At 71.8% G+C, this 21962-nt stretch carries 17 protein-coding genes and 1 riboswitch; of the genes, 11 read left to right on the top strand and 6 right to left on the bottom strand.

Annotation, left to right across the window (positions count from 1 at the left end; genetic code table 11):
* Window positions 1-760 precede the first annotated feature (760 nt).
* The 4 genes from ACGFNN_RS06430 (at window position 761) to ACGFNN_RS06415 (ending at window position 5527) form a co-directional block, all read left to right on the top strand.
* Window positions 761-1237, top strand: a complete 477-nt coding sequence (locus tag ACGFNN_RS06430) for a DUF6643 family protein (RefSeq protein ID WP_393553522.1) — start codon at window positions 761-763, stop codon at window positions 1235-1237.
* A gap of 45 nt (window positions 1238-1282) precedes the next feature.
* Window positions 1283-2140 carry an MOSC domain-containing protein gene (locus ACGFNN_RS06425; RefSeq protein ID WP_393553520.1) on the top strand — a complete coding sequence of 286 codons (858 nt, stop codon included), beginning with the start codon at window positions 1283-1285 and terminating at the stop codon, window positions 2138-2140.
* 121 nt (window positions 2141-2261) lie between these two features.
* Window positions 2262-2879, top strand: coding sequence for a hypothetical protein (locus ACGFNN_RS06420; RefSeq protein WP_393553518.1), 618 nt, complete (start codon window positions 2262-2264; stop codon window positions 2877-2879).
* 218 nt (window positions 2880-3097) lie between these two features.
* The gene (locus ACGFNN_RS06415; protein ID WP_393553516.1) at window positions 3098-5527 is read left to right on the top strand and encodes a right-handed parallel beta-helix repeat-containing protein; all 2430 of its coding nucleotides are present in this window, start codon (window positions 3098-3100) and stop codon (window positions 5525-5527) included.
* Here the strand turns inward: ACGFNN_RS06415 and ACGFNN_RS06410 are convergent.
* Complete coding sequence (locus ACGFNN_RS06410; RefSeq protein WP_393553514.1) at window positions 5497-7902, bottom strand: hypothetical protein; 2406 nt, start codon at window positions 7900-7902, stop codon at window positions 5497-5499. The genes ACGFNN_RS06415 and ACGFNN_RS06410 overlap by 31 nt on opposite strands.
* 221 nt (window positions 7903-8123) lie before the next feature.
* Here ACGFNN_RS06410 and ACGFNN_RS06405 point away from each other — a divergent pair, with 221 nt between their 5' ends.
* From ACGFNN_RS06405 to ACGFNN_RS06395, 3 genes are all read left to right on the top strand, one after another.
* Complete coding sequence (locus ACGFNN_RS06405) at window positions 8124-8954, top strand: DeoR/GlpR family DNA-binding transcription regulator (RefSeq protein ID WP_362670775.1); 831 nt, start codon at window positions 8124-8126, stop codon at window positions 8952-8954.
* Window positions 8955-9032: 78 nt separating this feature from the next.
* A complete protein-coding gene (locus ACGFNN_RS06400) occupies window positions 9033-9467 on the top strand; it encodes an SRPBCC family protein (protein WP_393553512.1) in 435 nt (144 codons plus the stop codon).
* A gap of 161 nt (window positions 9468-9628) precedes the next feature.
* Entirely contained in the window at window positions 9629-10786 is a 1158-nt protein-coding gene (locus ACGFNN_RS06395; protein WP_393553510.1) for a PP2C family protein-serine/threonine phosphatase, read from the top strand.
* A gap of 4 nt (window positions 10787-10790) precedes the next feature.
* On the opposite strand, the gene ACGFNN_RS06390 is transcribed toward ACGFNN_RS06395, so the two are convergent.
* Window positions 10791-11924: a PLP-dependent cysteine synthase family protein gene (locus tag ACGFNN_RS06390; protein ID WP_393553508.1), complete on the bottom strand. Its 1134-nt coding sequence runs from the start codon at window positions 11922-11924 to the stop codon at window positions 10791-10793.
* 225 nt (window positions 11925-12149) lie between these two features.
* Between ACGFNN_RS06390 and ACGFNN_RS06385 the strand changes: the two genes are divergently transcribed.
* Window positions 12150-12512, top strand: a complete 363-nt coding sequence (locus ACGFNN_RS06385; RefSeq protein ID WP_393553506.1) for a hypothetical protein — start codon at window positions 12150-12152, stop codon at window positions 12510-12512.
* Between the two features lie 211 nt (window positions 12513-12723).
* The gene (locus ACGFNN_RS06380) at window positions 12724-13248 is read left to right on the top strand and encodes an ATP-binding protein (RefSeq protein ID WP_362543281.1); all 525 of its coding nucleotides are present in this window, start codon (window positions 12724-12726) and stop codon (window positions 13246-13248) included.
* A gap of 60 nt (window positions 13249-13308) precedes the next feature.
* Here ACGFNN_RS06380 and ACGFNN_RS06375 read toward each other — a convergent pair whose 3' ends face one another.
* Window positions 13309-14523 carry an ROK family protein gene (locus ACGFNN_RS06375; RefSeq protein WP_393553504.1) on the bottom strand — a complete coding sequence of 405 codons (1215 nt, stop codon included), beginning with the start codon at window positions 14521-14523 and terminating at the stop codon, window positions 13309-13311.
* Window positions 14524-14645: 122 nt separating this feature from the next.
* Here ACGFNN_RS06375 and ACGFNN_RS06370 point away from each other — a divergent pair, with 122 nt between their 5' ends.
* Window positions 14646-15872, top strand: coding sequence for an MFS transporter (locus ACGFNN_RS06370; RefSeq protein ID WP_393553502.1), 1227 nt, complete (start codon window positions 14646-14648; stop codon window positions 15870-15872).
* Between the two features lie 176 nt (window positions 15873-16048).
* On the opposite strand, the gene ACGFNN_RS06365 is transcribed toward ACGFNN_RS06370, so the two are convergent.
* A complete protein-coding gene (locus tag ACGFNN_RS06365; protein ID WP_393553500.1) occupies window positions 16049-18109 on the bottom strand; it encodes a phosphocholine-specific phospholipase C in 2061 nt (686 codons plus the stop codon).
* Between the two features lie 187 nt (window positions 18110-18296).
* A complete protein-coding gene (locus ACGFNN_RS06360) occupies window positions 18297-19712 on the bottom strand; it encodes a purine-cytosine permease family protein (protein WP_393553499.1) in 1416 nt (471 codons plus the stop codon).
* Window positions 19704-19797, bottom strand: a riboswitch (TPP riboswitch). Its footprint overlaps the gene before it by 9 nt.
* A gap of 378 nt (window positions 19798-20175) precedes the next feature.
* Here ACGFNN_RS06360 and ACGFNN_RS06355 point away from each other — a divergent pair.
* The gene (locus tag ACGFNN_RS06355; protein WP_393553497.1) at window positions 20176-20922 is read left to right on the top strand and encodes a maleylpyruvate isomerase family mycothiol-dependent enzyme; all 747 of its coding nucleotides are present in this window, start codon (window positions 20176-20178) and stop codon (window positions 20920-20922) included.
* Window positions 20923-21210: 288 nt separating this feature from the next.
* On the opposite strand, the gene ACGFNN_RS06350 is transcribed toward ACGFNN_RS06355, so the two are convergent.
* Window positions 21211-21945 carry a TetR/AcrR family transcriptional regulator gene (locus ACGFNN_RS06350; RefSeq protein ID WP_393553495.1) on the bottom strand — a complete coding sequence of 245 codons (735 nt, stop codon included), beginning with the start codon at window positions 21943-21945 and terminating at the stop codon, window positions 21211-21213.
* Between the last annotated feature and the right edge of the window lie 17 nt (window positions 21946-21962).

Genomic DNA, 21962 nt, shown 5'->3' with positions numbered 1-21962 from the left:
CAGCGGGTGTCGCCATACCCCGCGACCGGGAACGGGACCCGGCACCGTGTGTCGGGGCAGCGGGCACGCGAGGCGAGGGCTCGGAATGGTCACCGCGAATTCACACGGTCTTCGGTGACCCGATGAAAACCGTCCGGGCGTCGTACGGCCGAGGCCGAAATGTGTCCACCGGCGAGCCCGGCAAGGAGCCCTCCGGCCGGTCACCTCGTAATGGCCCTATGAGCTCCACGAGTTACCCTGAAATCCTGAGCGCGCATTGCTGATCATACGTCACCACCGCTGACCGGCAGCGGGCGCACGGCACCCCGATGACGGGAAGGCCCTTGCCGTATCCCGACGGGCACGCGAGCGGTCCGCATACGACGACGGTGGCGGGCGCCCGGGCATGGCGCGGCCGGGGACCGTGGTGATCACCAGCGGGCGACGCCTTCGCGGGGGCGGATCGCCCACGCCTCGGGAGTGGTTCGCGACGGGGTGCGCAAGGCGTTCACCTGGGGCCGATCGTGCCGCGCCTGCGGCCAAACACGGCTCACCGCACCGTTCCCGGGCGGGTCCGCGATCTGGCGGCCCGACGCTCGCCCGTCACCCTTTGTAGTACCTCGGACACTTCTTGTCGCCGGTGATCTCCGAGGTAAAGCCCTGGCTGTTTACGGGAGCTTTAACGAGGCCTTCGCGGGCCGGCTCAACAAAAGCAACGTAAAACGGATAACCCCAAGATTGGGACTCCCCAACCGGCACATCGTGGGCTTAACTTATGGTCATGACCTCCCCCCGCTCCACCTACGGCAGCGGCTACTACGCCACGCCGTCGTTCCCCGACACCCCGATCTACGACTCCCTGGTCGCCGAGCGGGGGACCCCTCAGATCGCACCGATCCGGGTCCCTGCCGCGTACGACACCGGGAACAGCTACCTGCCGGCCCTGCCGTCGGCCCTTCCCGCACTGCCGGCGGCTCCGTCGCAGCCGACCGGGTCCTACGGCTATCCGCAGCAGCCGCAGTACCAGAACGCCGGTGCGCAGCAGGCGCCGATGTCGCATCCGGCACAGTTGCAGCACGCGCCGGCCCCGTACATCCCGCAGCAGCCGTCGGCGCCCCGGGGCTATCAGCAGCAGCCTCAACCGCAGCGTCCGGGCACGGGGTACGAGTCGATGCGCCCCGCGTCGCCCAGGCCGGCTCCCGCACAGTCGCCCTACGAGGACCCCTACAACCGTCCTTACCAGGGCCGGGGGTACTGACAGGCGCTACCGGGCACTGTCAGTGACGGCTGGCAGGATGGCATCATGCGCTCTCCCGTACTCGGTGCTGTGTACATTCACCCGGTCAAGTCGCTGGCCGCCCACGCGGCCGGCCAGGCCGTCGTCGAGCCATGGGGACTCGCCGGCGACCGCAGGTGGATGCTGATCGACGGCGAGAGCAGGGTTGTCACCCAGCGTCAGCAGCCCCGCATGGCCACGCTGTCGGCCGAACCGCTTCCGGGCGGTGGAGTGGTCCTGTCGGCGCCCGGCTGCCCGGCACTGACGGTGCGGGTGCCCCCTTCGGACCGCACGGTCACCGCCGAGCTCCACCGGAGCCAGGTAGAGGTGGTGCCCGCCGCCCCGGAGGCGGACGCCTGGCTCGCGGCCCGGCTCGGTGCGGAGGTCCGGCTCGTCCATCTGGACGCGCCGTCGCACCGCAGACCGGTCGATCCGCAGTTCGGGCGCCCGGGCGAGACCGTGTCCCTCGCGGACGGTTTCCCCCTGCTCCTCACCGCACGCGGATCGCTCGACGCCCTCAACTCGCTGGTGGCTCAGGGGGAGCACCCGCACGAGGGCCCGCTGCCGATGAGCCGCTTCCGCCCGAACGTCGTCGTGGAGGGCACGGAGGCCTGGGCGGAGGACGGCTGGCGGCGGATCGCGATCGGGGAGGTCGTCCTGCGCGTCGTGAAGCCGTGCGGGAGGTGCGTCATCGCGACGACCGACCAGCGTACGGCGGAGCGCGGCAGGGAGCCGTTGCGGACGCTCGCCCTGCATCGCCGGGAGGGGAAGGAGCTCCTCTTCGGCCAGAACGTGATCCCGGAGAGCACCGGCACCATCCGGGTGGGGGATCCGGTGCGGGTCCTCGACCGCAGGCCGGACCGTGCGCCGGCGGGCACCCGATGAGCGGGCCGGGGGCAACTCACGTTTCCGTGGCCGGTCTTGACGACGTGAGGTTGCTCTCTCTTCGCCTTCGGAGGACGCGAACGCGTCCCCGCCGGGTTATCACGGAGAGGTAAGGGGGTGGATGACTGTGCGAGCGGTTCTGGGAATCCGGAGGTGGCGCCGCAATCCCGTGTGCCGGGCCACCGATCGTCATGAGTCATGGGTGGCTCTGGCGGCGTTGATGGTGATGGCACTCGCGGCACCGGTGCTCGGCTGGGGGGTCGGCTCGGCAACGGACGACGTCCTGGTCCGGACGGTGAGGTCTCAGCACGACCGGCTTCGTCCCACCACGGCCGTGGTGGTCCACGCGTCCCCCCACCGGTCCCGCTTCGCGGCGGACCCCGAGACTGCCGTCACCGGGGAGGCCGCGCGGACCTCGGTGGTGGCCGACTGGACCGCGCCGGACGGCACACCCCGTACGGGGACGGTGTCGACGAGTTCGGCGCGGACCACCCCCGGCTCCCACGTCCGGATCTGGACGGACGCCCAGGGACGGCCGGCGATGCGTCCGATGGACACGGCCACGGCGCACACCCACTCCGTGCTCGCCGGTATCGGCGCCGCTCTCCTCGCGATCGGGCTCACCGAGCTGGTCCGCAGGTTCGTCGTATGGCGCATGATGCAAGGGCGGTACGAGCGGCTCGACCGTGCCTGGGCCGAAGTCGGTCCCGACTGGGGCAGAACGGGTACGGGCAGCTGACCCCGCGACGCAGGTTCGCCTCGTACACGGCCGGCCCGAGCCGCTCATCAGGGCCCTGAACAGCCGACCCGTCAACTCACGCCCGCCACGCGCGCTACGGTGGACCGGCCCGCCCGACTCCTCGGCAGGTGGGCGGGAGGGCCTGCGTCGTACCGTCGGCCCCCGCGGACAGGGCACGAGGCAGCGCACACGGCACGAGGTGGGGGCACAGCAGCACCATGGCACAGGGCACGGTCCAGGTGACGCACACCGGCACATCGCGATGGCGGCGCCGAACGGGCGAATACGCTTCCCTCACCGCCGCCCTGGAGGCCGCGGCCGAGGGTGACGTCCTCACCGTCGCGCCAGGCACCTACCGGGAGAATCTCGTCGTCCACCGTGCGGTCACGCTGCGCGGCCCCGAGGGATCCGCCGGCTCCGTCCGCATCGCTCCGGCCGACGGGGTCCCCCTGACCGTCCGAGCCTCCGCCGTCCTCCAGGACCTCCACGTGGAGGGCCAGGATTCCGCCGCCCCCGCGCTCCTGATCGAGGAAGGCGTCCCCGAGCTCTCGGACCTGCGTATCGTGACCCGCTCGGCGGCCGGGGTGGAGGTGCGCGGCGAGGCACGGCCCACCGTCCGCCGCTGCACCGTGGACAACCCGGCGGGTGTGGGCATCGCCGTGCTCGACGGCGCGGGTGGCGTGTTCGAGGAGTGCGAGATCGTCTCGGCCGGGCAGTCGGGCGTCTCCGTACGCGACGGCGCCCACCCCCGGTTCGAACGCTGCCGTGTCCACCACGCCTCCGGCGCGGGTCTGAGCGTCACCGGGGAAGGGAGCGCGCTGGAGGCCGTGGGCTGCGAGGTGTACGAGGTCAAGGGCACCGGGGTGCAGGTGACCTCGCGCGGGACGGCGCACCTCACGGAATGCACCGTGCACCGCACATCGGCCGACGGGGTCACGCTGGACACCGACGCCGTCCTCACGCTCGCCGACTGCGCCATCCACGACATCCCGGAGAACGCGATCGATCTGCGCTCGCGTTCGGTGCTCACCCTGACCCGCTCCACCGTCCGCCGATTCGGCCGCAACGGGCTGTCGGTCTGGGACCCGGGTACGCGCGTGGACGCAAACCAGTGCGAGATCCACGACAGCACGGGCGACTACCCGGCGGTCTGGGTCAGTGACGGCGCCACGGTGATACTCGACTCCTGCCGCGTCCACGACGTGCCCGACGCACTCTTCGTCCTCGACCGCGGCTCACGCGCCGACGTCGTGGACAGCGACCTGTCCCAGATCAGGAACACGGCAGTCTCCGTGAGCGACGGTGCCACGGCCCAGCTCGACGACTGCCGGATCCGTGAGGCATCGACCGGTGCGTGGTTCCGCGACCACGGAAGCGGCGGCACCCTGAACAACTGCACCATCGACGCCGCCCAGACCGGGGTCATCGTCACCAAGGGCGCCGACCCGGTCATCGAGAGGTGCACGGTCACCTCCCCCGCGGAGGCGGGGTTCTACGTCTCCGCGGAAGGCCGTGGAACCTTCGACAGCTGCCGGGTCACGGGAAGCGAGGGCTACGGCTTCCATGTGATGGACGGCTGCCGCTCAACCCTGACCCGGTGCAGGACCGAGCGGTGCGCGCGCGGTGGCTACGAGTTCCCCGAGGGATCGGGCGACGACGACCACTCGGGCGGTCCCGTGGCACGGGACTGCTCGAGCGACGAGAGCGGTCTGCGCGGTGCCACTCCCCCGCCGCCGGTCCTGACGGCCACCCAGTCCGCTCCCGGGCTGCTCGGTACGATGCCGGGCCAGCGGGTCGCCGAGCCGTCCCCCGCCCCCGCGCCGGCGGTGGAACCGGCACGGGACTCCGGCGCCGTGCTCGGCGAACTGGACGCCCTCGTGGGCCTGGACAGCGTCAAGCGCGAGGTGCGCGCCCTGACCGACATGATCGAGGTGGGGCGTCGACGGCTGAAGGCGGGGCTGAAGGCCGCGTCGGTGCGCCGGCACCTGGTCTTCACCGGCTCGCCGGGCACCGGAAAGACCACGGTGGCCCGGCTGTACGGCGAGATCCTCGCCTCGCTCGGCGTCCTGGAGCACGGCCACCTGGTGGAGGTCTCCCGGGTCGATCTGGTCGGCGAGCACATCGGATCCACCGCGATCAGGACACAGGAGGCCTTCGACCGGGCACGCGGCGGGGTCCTGTTCGTCGACGAGGCGTACGCCCTGTCGCCCGAGGACTCCGGCCGCGACTTCGGGCGGGAGGCCATCGACACGCTGGTCAAGCTGATGGAGGACCACCGTGACGCGGTGGTGGTGATCGTCGCCGGGTACACCCACGAGATGGAGCGCTTCCTCACCGTCAACCCCGGAGTGGCCTCCCGTTTCTCACGGACCATCACCTTCAGCGACTACGAGCCCGAGGAACTGCTGCGGATCGTCGTGCAGCAGACCGAGGAACACGAGTACAGCCTGGCGGAGGGGACGGGCGAAGCGCTCGTGAAGTACTTCACGGCGCTCCCCAAGGGCCCTGCCTTCGGCAACGGCCGGACGGCCCGTCAGACCTTCGAATCGATGGTGGAGCGGCACGCGGGCCGGGTCGCGCAGCTCTCGGAGCCCAGCACGGACGACCTGACCATGCTCTACCCCGAGGACCTCCCGGCACTGCCCTGAACGCCGTGTCCCCTTCCCTCGCCCGCCGGCTGCTGCGGCAGCACCGGGTTCAGCCGTTCCAGGAGCGCGGCGCGCTCCTCGGCGAAGACCGGGTCCGCCTGGTAGTCGGAGTGTCCGAGGACCGGCTCGGGAAGCGGGTGTTCCACGGTCCTTCCATGGACCAGCGGGTCCCTCAGCGGGCCCCGGTCGATCTCGGGCCCCTGGCCTTCGGCGATCCGGACGGGGCCACCGATCGGGTCCGTCTCACGCCAGAGGTTGCGCCAGCAGTGCACGGACCGTTGCAGCCCTTCCAGCGGAATCCGGCCGAAGTAGGCGGGGAACCAGCGTCCGTACAGCCTCTCGATGGGCGAGCCGTAGGTGAGCAGCGCGACGCGGCCGCGGGCCGCGTCGGGAAGCTGCCACACGGCGGCCGCCGCGAGCACGCTGCCCTGTGAGTGGCCGGAGATGACGAGCCTGCCGCGGGTGTGCCCCGTCCAGGCGCACATGCGGGAGGTGAGGTCGGGGACGGCCCGCTCCGCGTAGCACGGCGGCGCGAAGGGGTGGGCCGCACGCGGCCAGAACGTCCCCACGTCCCAGAGGATGCCGATGGTCCGGCGGGCGGACACGTCGCGGTAGGCGCGGCGGCCCCAGGTGACGAACGCTATGACGCCGAAGCCGGTGAGCCAGGATCCGGTCGACTGCGCGGTCTCGGCGAGCGACTCGACGAACGGGCCACTGCCGTTCGCCGCGAGCCCCGGGACCTCCCCGGTCAGCCAGGATCCCGTCACCGCCGCGGTGCCGAGCAGCAGCGCGGCGGCGGAGAGCAGGCCGAGGACACCGGGCGCGGAGTCGGTGAGCGCGGCGGCGGCCCTGGTGCGCGCGATCTGCCGGGTCCGCCCCGGCTCGGGGCGGGGCTCCCCGTACTCGGCCTCGATGCCCGGTCCCATCCGGCGTGCGCGCCGCACGGTACGCACGGCGAGCCAGACGAGGGGCGGAAGCAGGAGCACGAGCAGGACGGGGATGACGGAGGCCTGCCAGCTGAGGAGTACGGGCGGTCCTGGTATGTCGGCGCCGGCTCCCATACCGGGCGTTCCGGGGCCGTCGAGCCAGTCGGCGACCCGCTGGGCGGACCCACCGGTCATCACTCCGCCGAGCGCGCAGGCGAGCATGGCCACGACGGGTCCGCCGAGACCGCGCAGCGTGGTGCGCGGCTCCGGGGCGCGACGGTGGAGGAACAGCGCCACGGCGGCGAGCAGGACGACCAGCAGCCCCTGGCCGAGCGTGAGCACGCGGAACGCGGACTCACCGGGGAGTGTCCCCGAGGACTCCCAGTCGGGGCGTGACCAGCCGGCGTACACCACGGCGCAGAGGAGCAGGCCGAGGGAGGTGACGGGCAGACAGCTGGTGACGGCCTCGTCGAGCCGGTCGTCGAGGTGCCTCTCGCTGCGGCCCCGGTGACAGACCACGGCGACGACGACGAGTCCGCACAGTGCGATGCCGGCGCCGAGCAGCGCACCGGCCACGGCTGGGACCGGGCTGCCGACGGTCCGGTCGTACCGTACGGCTGTGCCGCCCACCGCTGCCGCCACGGTGAGGAGACCGGCCGCCGTGTGGGCCGCGCGCAGCCGGGCGACCAGTCTGCGTCCGTACCAGAACCCGGGCCTGGCGAGGGCCGGAGTGACCGGGGAGGAGGTCTCCGGCTCGGCGGCCGAGCCGGTGGCCGTGTCCACGTCGGCGTCCGGGCCGTCCGCCTCACCTCCGGTCAGGGGGCGCTGGGACTCGTAGGCGCCCCAGGTGCGGTTGGAGAGGTACCACAGGAGGCCGACCAGGACCGCGGGCACGGCGGCGGCGAGGGCCAGCCTCCGTCCGGGCTGGGAGAACCACCCGTCCTGGTGGGCGGAGAGAAAACCGAGCCAGGAGCGCCGGCGGGAGCACTCGGGTGCCCCCGCGCACTGCCAGGCCACCAGGTCGAGAGCGACCTCACAGGCGGCGGCGGTCAGCAGCACGGTGAGCGAGAGGGCGATCAGGCGTACGAGCAGCCCGTACACCCGGACCGCGCGGTCGCTCCCCCGTGCGGTGGGCCTCATCCAGTGCGCCAGATTGACCACCATGAACGGGAGCAGCAGCAGCCAGAGGGCACGGGAGCCGTCGCCGGAGGTCAGGTTGGACCAGCAGTAGGCCTCGGCGACCGGGCCGTCGCGGTGGCGCTCGAGGTGTTCCTCGGCTCCGACGTCCTCGGTGCGCCGGTGGACCGCGGCCGTGGCATCGCCCGTGATCCTGGTGGTACGCGGGTCACCGAGCATCTCCTGGGGCGTGGTTCCGCCGACGCCGTGGACGAGCAGTTCCAAGGCGGGGCCGGGGCTCCGCGCGGCCTCGGTCTGGTGGGCAGGGGGCAAGGTCAGGTCGCTCGCTCTCCGGTACGTGAGGCTCCCGGCCCGGGGAGGCGGGGGCGTCGGCTGATGCGCCGTCACCACCATGTCGGACCCGGGCGCCGGGCGCACCGGATCTCACCGAATCTCCCCAGTGCCACGGGTGTCGGACGTGCGTGGCAGGATGGCGTGGTCCCGCAGGACCGCTGCCGGACGGTGCGGAGTGTTGGGAAGGACGGGGGCCGGCGTTGAGCGACAGCCAGAACCTGCTCGCGGAGCAGCGGCGCGCACTGATCCTCGACGACGTGCGCAAGCGTGGCGGGGTCAGGGTCAACGAGCTCACGCGCAAGCTGAGTGTCTCCGACATGACCATCCGCCGTGACCTGGACGCGCTGGCGCGTCAGGGTGTCATCGAGAAGGTGCACGGCGGCGCTGTCCCGGTGGTCGAGGCGAGCACGCACGAGCCCGGTTTCGAGGCGAAGTCGACACTGGAGCTGAGCGCCAAGGAGGACATCGCGCGCGCGGCCGCGGCCATGGTCGTGCCGGGCAGCGCCATCGCGCTCTCCGGCGGAACGACCACGTTCGCGCTGGCCAGGCATCTGCTGGACGTACCGGGGCTCACGGTCGTGACGAATTCGGGCCGGGTGGCCGACGTGTTCCACGGGGCGCAGCGGCCCCCGGCGTCGGGCGGTCCGCGGGCGGGCGCGGCCACGGTGGTGCTGACCGGGGGTGTCCGTACACCGTCGGACTCGCTGGTCGGTCCGGTGGCGGACCGGGCGATCGACTCGCTCCACTTCGACGTGCTCTTCCTCGGGGTGCACGGCATCTCCGTCGAGGCGGGGCTCTCCACTCCCAATCTGGCCGAGGCCGAGACCAACCGCCGTCTCGTACGGGCCGCGCGCAGGGTCGTGGTGGTCGCCGACCACACGAAGTGGGGCACCGTGGGGCTCAGCTCCTTCGCCACGCTCGACGAGGTGGACACCTTCGTCACGGACGCAGGGCTGCCGGACGGCTCACGGCGTGAGGTCGAGGAACATCTGCCGGGCCTGATCCTGGCGGGCGGGTCGCCGGAGGAATAGGGCGACTCCTCCGGATCGGGCCGGTGACGCGCGTTCCGCTCCCCGGCCCGCACGCCCTGCACGGCCTAGGATCCGGACGTGGCCGTATTCCGTATCGAGCGCTTCACCTCCCTGCCCACCGCCGAGGCGTGGCGGCGGGTGACGGACTGGGAGCGGCACGGCGGGACTGTTCCCCTCACGTCGGTCACCGTGACGTCGGCTCCGCCCACCGGGCTGGGGACGGTCTTCGTGGCGCGTACGGGGCTGGGTGTGCTGGCCTTCGACGATCCGATGGAAGTGGTGCGGTGGATCCCGCCCTCGGCGGGCCGGGCGGGGGTTTGCCAGGTGGAGAAGCAGGGTTCCGTGGTGCTGGGGCGGGCCTCGATCGACGTACGGCCGACCGGTTCGGGCTCCCATGTGATCTGGGTCGAGGAGTTGCGCGTCAGGTTGCTCCCCGGGTGGGCGGATCCGCTGCTGGCGACCGCCGGCCGGCGGGTCTTCACCCGTGAGCTGGACGTTCTGCTGGAGGGCTGAAGCCCCGCGGGCCGATCACCGCGCGTCCGGGTGGTCCGCGGGTCTTCAGTGGCACGGCGCCTCGCCCAGGACCTCGGCGGGTGCTCCACGGGTCCTCGGTGCTCCGGTCTGCGTGTGCCCTGGAGAAGGCGGTCGCGGGCCCGGTGAGGTATTCCGGAATCATGGCTTCTGGGCAATGGCGGCAGAGTATTCCCGGCGGGGCGCTGCTGGCGGCACCGTTCACGCTGATCACCGTGGTGACCCTGGTGGACATCAACGTCCCGCCGGAGGTGCATCTCGGGCCGTTCCTGGTGGCGGCGCCGGCGATGACCGCGTCGTTCGCCGGTCCGCGGACGACCGCCCTCGTCGGTGCCGTGGCCGTGCTGGCCCAGGTCGCCGTGGCTCTGGACCGTTCCAGCATCACCGACCTCAACCACACGTACCAGATCGTCGCCCTGTTCCTGATCTCCGCCATGGTGACCTTCTTCGCGCACCTGCGGGAGCGCAACGCGGCTGAGATGGTGCGGCTGCGCACGGTGGCGGAGGCGGCGCAACGCGGGGTTCTGCGGCCGCTGCCCGTGCGCAGCGGCCCGCTGCGCCTGGCCTCGCTCTACCTGGCGGCCGTCGAGGGTGCGGAACTCGGCGGCGACCTCTACGCCGCGGCGCGGACCCCGGCCGGAACCCGCGTCATCATCGGCGACGTCCGCGGCAAGGGACTCGATGCCATCAGCGGCGCCGCGGGAGTGCTCGGAGCGTTCCGCGCCCTGGCCCGCCAGGAGGGACGTCTGCCCGCTCTGGTCACCCGTCTGGACTCGAGTGTGACCGCCCACCGCATCGACTCGCTCAACGAGAACAGCGGCGGAACCGACGCCCCGGGTATCACCGAGGCCTTCGTCACCGCGGCCGTGCTGGACATCCCGGACGACGTTCCCGAGGTACGTCTGGTCAGCTGCGGCCACCCACCGCCCCTGTTGCTCCGGGCGGGCCGGGTGCACACGCTCCACCCCACGGAGCCGGGACCGCCGCTGGGGGTGGGGCCGCTGTCCGCGGTCGGCCCCACGGAGGACGCTTTCAGCTTCCAGGACGGTGACGTGCTGCTGCTGTACACCGACGGGGTCACCGAGGCTCGCGACCGCACGGGCGCCTTCTATCCGCTGGCCGAACGGGCGGCCTCGTGGCCCGGTCTGGGGCCGGAGCGGCTGCTGGCGGAGGTACGCGCGGATCTGTTGCGGCACGCGGGGGGCCGCCTCGGCGACGACGCGGCCGTCGTCGCCGTGGAACGGGTCCCCGGCTGGGGCACAGCCGGTTCGGGTACGCCTGGCCCGTTCCGGGCACGATGACCGCTCAGGCCGGCCAGGTACCCGTGGCGAGGAAGTGGTCGATGGTCCGGGTGTACGGACGGATGTCCATGCCCTGGGCCCGCAGCCAGTCGTCCGAGTAGTACTTGTCGAGGTAGCGGTCGCCCGGGTCGCAGAAGAGCGTGACGACGCTGCCGGTGCTGCCTCTCGCGACCATCTCGGAGACGATCCTGAGGGCGCTCCACAGCCCGGTGCCGGTCGAGCCGCCCGCCTTGCGTCCGATCGTCCGCTCCAGAACCCGGACCGCGGCAACGCTGGCCGCGTCGGGCACCTTCATCATCCGGTCGATGACCCCCGGTACGAAGCTCGGCTCCATGCGGGGCCGACCGATGCCTTCGATGCGTGACCCGCAGTCGCTGGTGGCCTCGGGATCGTGGCGGGTCCACCCGTCGAAGAAACAGGAGTTCTCCGGGTCGGGCACGCAGATCCTGGTGTCGTACTGCATGTAGCGGACGTAGCGTCCGATGGTCGCCGAGGTCCCGCCGGTGCCGGCCGTGGCGACGATCCACGCGGGTTCCGGGTAGCGTTCCAGCCTCAGCTGCTGGTAGACCGACTCGGCGATGTTGTTGTTGCCCCGCCAGTCGGTGGCACGCTCCGCGTAGGTGAACTGGTCCATGTAGTGACCACCGGTCTCGGCCGCGAGCGCCGCCGATTCCTCGTACAACCGGCGGGAATCGTCGACGAAGTGGCACTGGCCGCCGTGGAATTCGATCAGCCGGCACTTCTCGGGGCTGGTGGTGCGGGGCATCACCGCGACGAACGGCACGCCGATCAGCTTCGCGAAGTAGGCCTCGGAGACCGCCGTGGACCCACTGGAGGCCTCGATGACCGGCTTCCCACGCCGGATCCAGCCGTTGCAGAGACCGTAGAGGAAGAGGGAGCGGGCGAGCCGGTGTTTGAGGCTGCCGGTCAGGTGCGTCGACTCGTCCTTGAGATAGAGGTCGATGCCCCAGTGCTCGGGCAGAGGGAAGCGCAGAAGATGGGTGTCCGCCGAACGGTTCGCATCCGCCTGGACCTTGCGCACCGCCTCCTTGAGCCACTCCCGGTAGTCGGGATCGCTCCGGTCGATGTCCACGGTCTCCGTGACGCTCCCGCCGGGTGGGTGCTCACTGGTGTCCATCAGCGGTCTCCTTCGGGTGGCAGCCGTTTCGTGGGGGCCACGATATTCCCCTCACCTGCACAAACGTTTACTTTGACCGGCTCATAGGCCTCCCTTGGCCCAGACGCCCCGGCCCCTCGCCGCCTCCGGTCCTGTATCCCGGTGACCGGCTGCCGCGTGCTCTGGTGCAAGGGCGGTGACAGTGGGCAGAATTGCGGAAGACGGTACAAGGGGGGTGAAGTCGCCATGGCCGAGACAGAGTTCAGCGCGGCCGACTTCGGTGCGCCGGATTTCGGTGCGGTGGAGTTCAGTGCGCGCGACGTGAGGATCCAGCGCTGGGCGAGATCGCTGACCAGAGCGGGCCAGGTGATCGTCAAGGACGGCCGGATCGTCCTGCTCACGAGCAACGGGCGGGAGATCGCCAGCGCCCCGGTGACGGCGGTGAGAGCCGGTAGGCCGTGGTTCCCGGCCGCGGACTCCGCCGTCGCCCGTATCAACGGTGTCCGGTACCGGCTCACCATGGGCCAGCGCAACCGCCGGCCCGGCGGAGCGGCACCCGTACGCCGCTTCCTGGAGGCGTTGCGGAGCGCCACGGGGCGCCGCGGCTGACCGGCGGCCGCCCCCACCGACCGCGAGTTGCGCGGGCCCACCCCCTGAGTCACGCTGGTCACACGTCACTGATGGTGCACCGGCGGTGACAGCGAAAGCGACCCGCCGGACGCCACGCAGGGCGGACCACGCATGAACAGCAACAGCAGCCAGCCATCAGCTGGATCCGTTCCTTCGTCTTCTTCCGGACCTATTTCGGGGAGTCGCAGCCGTGATCAGCGAGCCAAGCAGGCACTGCGCGGTGGAGCTCCAGGCCCTGCCGTCGCGGATCGGTCAGGTCCGCAGAATCATCTCGGCGCAACTGCGCTACTGGCATCTCGATCCCCTGGTCGACCATGCCGCGCTCGGCGTCACCGAACTGCTGACCAACGTCCACCGGCACGCGCAGCCGGACAAATCATGCACCGTCGAGGTCGAGCTCCTGCTCGACCGGCTGACGGTCTCCGTCCACGACCACGACCCACGGCTGCCCACCGTGTGCGACGCCGCCCAGTCCGCGACCTCCGGGCGCGGCCTGGCGATGATCGCCGCGGTGAGCGAGAGCTGGGGTGTCCGACCGAGCGACGACGCGGGAAAGGTCATCTGGTTCACCTTGCCCGCACCCTCCTTCACCACCGCCCTGCCCCCGCTCCCCGTGTACGGGTCGACGACCGACGGGCCGTTCGGCTCGGACGTCATGGCACTCACGGAGTCCACGGCGGCCAGGATGCGAGTCCGGTCCACCGTCGTCGGCTGACGGGGGCGTAGGTTCGGCGGAGCGCGTCGGTACTCTCGTGGCCGACGCGCTCCGCGCTGCTCAGGCGAGGGCGCCCAGCGGGTCGTCGAGCACCGGCTGCCAGGCCAGTTCGGCAGCGCCCACGAGGCTGTTGTGGTCCAGCGTGCAGGAGAGGATCGGCACACTCCCGCTGCGTCCCCACAGGCTGCGGTCGGCCACGACGGCCCGGAGCCTTTCGGGGTCGGCCTCAAGAAGATCGCGATGCAGCCCGCCCAGGATGATCCGGTCGGGGTTGAGGATGTTGACCAGCCCGGCAAGTCCGAGCCCGAGCCGGTCGATCAGCTCCTCCGCGGCGGCACGAACCTGCGGATCCCCCAGTTCCGTGCGCAGCAGGTCCCCCGCCTGCTTGAGCAGCGACTCCTCCGGGCCAGGCTTCCTGCGCGAGGCGGTCAGGAAGGCGAGGGGATCGGTCTCGACGTCGAGGCAGCCGCGCCCACCGCAGTGGCACGGGCGGCCCTCGGGGTTCACGGTGAGGTGCCCGACCTCCAGCGCGAGTCCCGAACTACCGCTGTGCAGGCGGCCGTCGAGGACCAGGGCGCCGCCCACGCCTCGGTGACCGGTGGCGACGCAGAGCAGGTGCTGGGCACCACGTCCGGCTCCGTGCCGGTGCTCGGCGAGGGCGGCGAGGTTGACGTCGTTGCCGGTGAACGCGGGGCCGGCGATACCCGCGGCGCGCACACGGGCGGCGAAGATCTCCCGGACCGGCGCACCGGCCGGCCAGGCCAGGTGCATCGGGTTGAGGGCGGTCCCGTCGGGCTCGGCCACGGCCGAGGGCACGGCGAGTCCCGCGCCGACGCAGCGCAGACCGCTCTCGCGCAGGAGGCGCGCCCCGGCTTCGACGACCTCACCCAGGACCTGCGCGGGATCTGCCATCACGGCGACACAACCCGGTGCGGTGGCGACGATCCCTCCCCCGAGCCCGACCAGTGCGGCGCGGAAGCCGTCGGAGTGCACCTGGGCGGCGAGGGCCACGGGGCCGCCGTCCCGTACGGACAGCCGGTGCGAGGGGCGGCCCTGCGAGCCGGCGGCGGAGCCGGGGCTCGAGTCGACCTTGATGAGCCCGAGCGCCTCGAGCTCCGCGGCGACCGCTCCCGCGGTGGCGCGGGTGACACCGAGTTCGGAGGTCAGCACGGCGCGGGTGGGAGCGCGCCCCGTGTGCACGAGCTCCAGAGCGGGACCGAGCGCACTGCGGCCCCTCTCCAACTTCGTCCGCGTGGTGGTCGACTTGCCGTTCATGGGGGCGAGTCTCCCATGATCCGGGGCCGTTCCCGACGCTGCCGGTCCACCGGCAGCTCCGCCGGACGAATGCTCCGGCGACCATCTTGCGCACGTCGTCGTGACCACCCTATGCTCACTTTGTGCCGCAAGTAAACAAACTGCGGACGGCGCGACCCGGGGGTACAGGCGGAGACACCGCCCCCTCCTCGGCCGCCCGCCTCCGTACCGCGCTGACCGTGTTCTTCGCCCTCGACGGCTTCCTGTTCGCCGGCTGGGTGGTCCGTATTCCGGCCATCAAGCATCAGACCGGGGCCAGCCCCTCCACTCTGGGCCTCGCCCTGCTCGGCGTCTCCGCGGGCGCCGTGATCACCATGACGCTCACGGGCAGGCTGTGCCGGCGCTACGGGAGCCACGCGGTCACCGTGGTCTGCGGGGTCCTGCTGTCGCTCAGTATCGCCCTCCCCGCGCACATGGGTTCGGCGCTCACGCTCGGCCTGGTCCTCCTGCTCTTCGGCGCCGCGTACGGCGGGATGAACGTGGCGATGAACAGCGCCGCCGTCGATGTGGTCTCCGCGCTGCGCCGACCGGTGATGCCGAGCTTCCACGCCGCGTTCAGCTTCGGCGGCATGACGGGTGCCGGGCTCGGGGGTCTCGTGGCGGGCAGCCTCTCACCGGCGACGCACTTCTTCCTCCTCACGGGGGCCGGTCTCCTCGTCACCGCGGCGGCCGGACCCCAACTGCTGCGTGGTGGGCGGCCACCCGCCACGCCGGCGGGGCAGCCGGTCACGGTCGCCGCCGAGCGGCCCGGGCGGATGGACGCCGGCACCCGCAGGATCGTGGTCCTCTTCGGCGTCATCGCACTGTGCACGGCGTACGGCGAGGGTGCCCTGGCCGAATGGGGTGCCCTGCACCTCAGCCAGGACCTGGGCGCCGCTCCCGGCCTCGCGGCCTCCGGGTACTCCCTGTTCGCACTGATGATGGCCATCGGCCGGCTCTCCGGCACGGCCCTCCTCGAGCGCTTCGGCCAGACCCGGACGCTCGTGGTGGGTGGCGCGACGGCAGCGGGCGGCATGCTGGTCGGCGCGCTGGCACCGGAGGTGTGGCTCGCCCTGCTCGGCTTCGCCGTCGCCGGTCTGGGTCTCGCGAACATCTTCCCTGTCGCGGTGGGACGGGCGGGCGCGCTGGCCGGTCCGAGCGGCGTCGCCGCGGCCTCGACCCTCGGCTACGGAGGCCTGCTCATGGGGCCGCCCGTGATCGGGTTCCTCGCCGACTGGATATCGCTGCCGGTCGCGCTCGTCACGTTGGCGGTGCTCGCCTCCACGGCCGCGGTCCTCGGCGGCGCCGCACGCAACACCGCCCGCGCCTGACTGGTCGAGCAGTGATCCGCAGGCACATCCGGCCTCCGGAGGACGGTGGAAAGCGCGGACCGGGCGAGGCGCGAGCGGCGTGGACCGTGTCGCGCTCACCGTCTCGCCGGATCCGGCTGCCGTCCCGGCGGACCGTCCGGTCCGCCGGGACGGCAGCCGGGGCGTCCGAAGCCGCGTCAGGCGGTCCTGATCGCCGGGTCGGAGACGCCGGGTGCGCCGGTCTCCACGTGACCGGCGAAGCGGCGCAGGAAGCCCGTGTCGGAGTCGGAGCGGACCTCGACGTCGTACCAGCGAGCCGTCTTGCGCAGATCGAACGTGTGGGAGACGGTCGCGCCGGGGTTCACCTTGAAGGTCTGTGCGGCTCCGCCGTAGGCGTTGGTCACGGTGAGATGCACCGCGACCGGCGCGGAGTTGGTCATGTTGAGCCTCAGGTTGCCGTCCGCGGTGATGTGGCGGGCGGTGACCTCGGGCCCGGCCTTCGCCGCCGGGCCCCGCCAGGTGCGCAGGAAACCGTTCGGGCCCCAGACCGAGAGGTCGACGCGATTGCCGGTCGAAGCGCTGGTGCTCCAGGTGTCCGAGAGGGTCTTGCCTGCCTCGACGCTGTAGGGCCAGGGACCGTCCGTACGGTTTCCGGAAGTGCTGTGGAAGTGCGCGCCCAGGGTGGGGCCGCTGGAGAAGGTGAGGGTGAACTTGCCGGTGGACACTGTGGCCCGCCCATCCACGTAGGGGCTGTATCCCAGCGGCCGGGTGGGCTTGGAGCCGGGCTCCTGCCGCGGGAGGCTTCCCTCGGCCGGCGGGGTCGGGTGGTAGGAGGGGTGGCGGTTCTTGTCCGGCGGTGCGTATCCGGCCGTGGAGGGAAGAGCGGCGGGAGCGCTGTCCGCGCGTGCGAAGTCGAAGGCCGAGGTGAGGTCCCCGCAGATCGCGCGGCGCCACGGCGAGATGTTCGGCTCGCGCACACCGAAGCGCTTCTCCAGGAAGCGGATGACAGAGGTGTGGTCGAAGGTCTCGGAGCAGACGAACCCGCCCTTGCTCCATGGAGAGACCACGATCATCGGCACCCGGGGTCCGAGACCGTACGGACCCGCCGCGTAACTCGTGCCGCCCGGATACAGGTCCTTCGAGACGTCGGCCGTGGACAGGCCCCAGGCGGACGAGGCCGGCGGGTACGGCGGGACCACGTGGTCGAAGAAGCCGTCGTTCTCGTCGTAGGTGAGGAAGAGTGCGGTCCTCGCCCAGACCGCCGGGTTCGACGTCAGGGCGTCCAGGACCTGGGAGATGTACCAGGCGCCGAAGTTCGTGGGCCAGTTGGCGTGTTCGCTGAAGGCCTCGGGAGCGGCTATCCAGGACACCTCGGGCAGGGTTCCGGCGGCCACGTCCGCGCGCAGGCGGTCGAAGTACGTGCCGCCGGCCTTGACGTCGGTCCCGGTTCGGGCCTTCTCGTACAGGGCACTGCCGGGCCGGGCGTTGCGGTAGTTGTTGAAGTACAGGAGTGAGTTGTCGCCGTAGTTGCCCCGGAAGGCGTCACTGATCCAGCCCCAGGACCCTGCGGCGTCCAGACCGTCACCGACGTCCTGGTAGACCTTCCACGAGACTCCGGACGACTCCAGTCGCTCGGGGTAGGTCTTCCAGCCGTAGCCGGCCTCCTGGTTGCCGAGGACCGGACCACCGCCCGTTCCGTCGTTGCCGGTGTACCCCGACCAGAGGTAGTAGCGGTTGGGGTCGGTGGCTCCGATGAAGGAGCAGTGGTAGGCGTCGCACACGGTGAAGGCGTCGGCGAGGGCGTAATGGAACGGGATGTCGTTCCGCGTCATGTGCGACATGGTGGTGGCCGTCTTGGCCGGGACCCACTTGTCGTACTTGCCGCTGTTGTACGCCCGGTGGCCACCGGCCCAGTCGTGGTCCAGCCCTTCGAGGAACTGCATCCCGAGGTCGTCCACCTGCGGGTTGAAGGGCAGTACGTCCTTCGTCCCGTCGGACTGGTGGAAGACGGACCTGCCGTTGTCCTGGAGCACGGGCCTCGGGTCCCCGAAGCCCCGCACCCCCTTCATCGCGCCGAAGTAGTGGTCGAAGGAACGGTTCTCCTGCATCAGCACGACGACATGCTCGATGTCCTGGATCGTGCCGGTGGTGCCCCGCGCGGGAATAGCGGCGGCCCTCGCGATGCTCTCGTTCAGCATCGTGAGGGCCGCGGTCCCTCCGGCGATCCGCAGGAACCTGCGACGGTCGAGTTCTGTCATGGGAGAGGCCTCCTGGGCGTGGGGGGACAGCGGAATCATCCCAAGGACAGCGCTCTTCGGAGGCCCGGTGGAAGCGGATTCATGAAACCCGGCCGTACACGCGGAGAACGGAAGCGACCGGAGACGGCAGCCGGTCGGCGCCCGCGGCCCGGGTGACCGGTGCCCCGGCGTGGCGACCGGCCGCCGGTCAGGGGCGCCGCCGCAGCCGCAGCGGGGCGTAGAGCACCAGAGCCGTCAGGAAGGCCACGCCGTAGGCGAGGTCCGCGCCGTGCAGGGCCTCCGCCACCGGGCCGACGTACAGGCCGGTGCTCATGAACGGCACGGCCACGGCGAAGGCGGCGACGAAGGCGACGAGCGCCGGCCACCATGGCCGCTCGCGTGCGCTCTCGGCGGCGAGGTCGATCGGGGCTCCCCGACGGGCTCTGGCCCTCGCCGCCCAGTCGACCGCCACGACGGCGACGAAGCCGGGGATCCAGTAGCCGACCAGGAGCAGCACGTTCTGGAACCGGGCCGTGGTGTCGGCCGCGTGCATCCACAGCACCAGCGGGAACCCGAGCGCCGCGGCGAGGGCGGCGCCGACGGGGCGCGGCAGGCGCACCCCGATCGTCTGCAGCGCGAGGGAACCGCTGTAGTCGTTCATGGCGTTGCTGCACAGGGCGGCGAGCACCACGGCGAGCAGGCCGAACGCCCCGAGGGCGCCGCCGCCAAGAAGGGTGTCGATCCCCCGCGCCGTCTGATCGGTGAAGACGGAAGCACCCCACAGGCCGAGCGTCTGGACGGCCACGAAGGAGACGCTGATGCCCAGCAGCGTGTACCAGAACATGCGCGGCCGGGAGGTACCGGCAGGCAGGTAGCGGCTGAAGTCGCTCGCGTACGGAGCCCACGACAGCGACAGGCTCAGCGCGATCGTGAACGTCAGGACGAATGCGCCCGCCCGGTCGGCGCCGTGCGCGGCACCGGAGGCGGCGGGGTGGACACCGTCCGTCAGCTTGACCGCCAGCACGGCGAAGGCGAGGGCGAGGGCGAACGTCATCACCGTCTGGAGCCGGTGGATCGCCTCGTACCCCAGCACTCCGAGAGCGCCCTGAGCGGCCATCACGACCAGGACTCCCAGCCAGAACGGCCAGCCGCACAGTTGGGCCAGCGCGTCGCCGCCGAACAGGCCGATCAGGGCGTCCCAAGCGATCGAGGACAGCCACTGCAACGCTCCGGGCAGCACGACTCCGGGGCCGAACGCCAGCCGTGCAAGCGGCAGTTGACCGACTCCGGTGCGGCTTCCCCAGGTTCCGAGGTAAGCCGTGGGCGCCGCCCCGACGAGGGTTCCGAGGACGACCGCGACGAGCGCGGTGGTGAAGTCCAGGCCCAGTGCGACGCCTACGGTTCCGGTGAAGACCCCGGTCATGGTCAGGTTGGGGGCGAACCAGACGGTGAAGAGCCGACCGGGTCGGCCGTACCGCCGGTCCGCGGGGACGGGGGCTATCCCGTGCGTCTCGATCCGCAGATCACCGGGGGCGGCGGGCATGCGGCCGCCGAAGGCGGTCCGCGAGTACGGAGCTTCCCGCTCCGGGGTCGCAGGGTCGTTCTGCGCGTACGGCAAGGCCATGGAAGACATCCCTCCGCCAGTGCTAGCTGGTTCAGGTTCGACGGGTGTGTTCTCAGCCCCTCGTGGGGCACCCCGTGTCCGGTTCGCCGGTCAGGATAGCCGGAAGGCCTTCCGGCCTCGGTCGGCGGGGTGGCCGGAATGTGGCGAGGAAGATCTCTGAGCGGGAGACCGGGCCGGCGGGTGGGCGGGCGGGAGACAGGGGCCCGGTCGGGCGGGCGCAGGGGAGTCCGGGGGGCGCCGGTCGGGCGGGCGGGCCGGCAGACGAAGGGGAGCACCGGCCGCTTCCTTGCCGGTGGTTGGGCCCCGGACCGGGGGGACCGGGACCGGTCAGGTCGCGGTGTGGTCGGTCCGGCGGGGCCGCGTGCCGGGCCGGGGAGGGGCTCGCCCGGCTGCCGCGCACCCCGGACGGAGCCGTCCAACTCACCCTGGAATCCGGTGATCCCGCTCTGGCACAATCGCCCGCGTGGATACCCAGGAGCACCTGACCGCCCTGATCGCGGAAGGCGCAGCGCTCGCTTCCGCCGCCCGTGAAGCCGGGCTCGCGGCCACCGTCCCGACGTGCCCCGGCTGGCTCGTCCGCGATCTCGTGCGGCACACCTGCGTGGTGCATCGCTGGGCGACCGCGTTCGTCGCCGAGGCCCATCGGACCCCCCGCCCGATGGGCCCTGAGCCCGACCTGGACGGTGAGGCACTGCTCGACCACTTCGCCGAGGGTCATCTCGCGCTGGTCGAGACCCTCGGCGCCGCGCCGGCCTCCCTCGACTGCTGGGCCTTCCTTCCGGCTCCGTCACCCCTCGCCTTCTGGACCCGCCGTCAGGCCCACGAGACGAGGATCCACAGGGTGGACGCCGAGTCGGCCAGGGGAGGCCGCCCGACGGCCGTGTCACCCGCCCATGCGGCGGACGGCATCGACGAGTTGCTGACCGGTTTCCACGCCCGCGCCAAGAGCCGGGTGCGCACGGCCGCACCCCGCACCCTCCGGGTCCGGGCCGTCGACACGGAAACCGTGTGGACCGTGGCCTTGTCGGACGGCCCTCCGCGCACGGTCCGCGGAGCGGACGGCGAGACCACCCCGGCCGACTGCACGCTGAGCGGTACGGCGGAGGATCTCTACCTGGCGCTCTGGAACCGTCGGCCGCTCTCGTCCGTGAGCATCTCCGGAGACCCCGGACTCGCCGCGCTCTGGGAGAGCCACTCGGCCGTCGTCTGATCCCGGTCAGGCCCGCACCGAGGAGGGGTTCCGGGCGGTTGCGCGTACGTGCTCGGTGCGCGTACGGAGCGTGTCCCGGCCTCCTCGCCCGTCGTCTCCGTACGCCGGGCCCGCTCGGCATACGGAGACGACGGGAAACGCGCACCGGCCGAAGCGCCGGCGGGTGCCCGATGCGGCGTTCACCGCGTCCGGTCGGCACACACAGGTCGTCTCCGCGGGTGGGGTTGCCGGTTGCCGCAGAGGCCTCCGCGGGTGACTGCTCCCCGGGCATTCGCCGTCCGCGCGCTCTCAGGTACTCGTGGCACCCGTTCCCGAGGGGGACCCGTCCGACGGCAGCAGGCCCACCGACCGGCCGAGTTCACGGGCGGCATGGCGAAAGAGCAACTCCCGCTCCTCGACGACCCGGTTGAACTGACCGAACAGCTCGAAGGAGATCAGCCCGAAGAGCTGAGCCCAGGCCGACACCAGGGCGGCCACGACCTCGGGCGGCAGGTCGGGGGCGAGATCGGCGGCCATACGCGTGGCCTCCGGCCGCAGGGCGCCGTCGAGCGGTGGCAGCGCGAGACCCCGGTCATGGTGTGCGTCACGCAGAAGTCCGATGAGGACCTGACCCACACGGGACGCGGGACCGACGGTGTCCTGCGGGGCTGTGTACCCGGGTACAGGCGAGCCGTAGATGAGCGCGTACTCGTGCGGGTGCCCGAGCGCCCAGCTCCGTACGGCGCAGGCAACCTCGGTCCAGCGGGCGGCAGGGGAATCCACGGGTACGGCGCGCCCGGCGCGGGCCGACTCCGCGGCCTCGCCGATCGCGTCGTAGGCGTCGACGATGAGAGCGGTCAGCAGCTCGTCGCGGCTCGGGAAGTACCGATAGAGCGCGGAGGACACCATGCCCAGCTCCCGGGCGACCGCGCGCAGGGAGAGCTTCGCGGCGCCGTCCGCCGCGAGCTGCTTCCTGGCCTCGTCCTTGATCGCCGCGGTCACTTCGATGCGGGCACGCTCTCTTGCTCCTCGAATGGTGCTCATGGCACCAGTCTGCCACG

The sequence above is a fragment of the Streptomyces sp. NPDC048590 genome, from assembly GCF_043199535.1.
Taxonomy (GTDB): domain Bacteria; phylum Actinomycetota; class Actinomycetes; order Streptomycetales; family Streptomycetaceae; genus Streptomyces.
The sequence above is the reverse complement of the archived record's forward strand: the minus strand, read 5'-3'. Positions and strand labels throughout refer to the sequence as shown.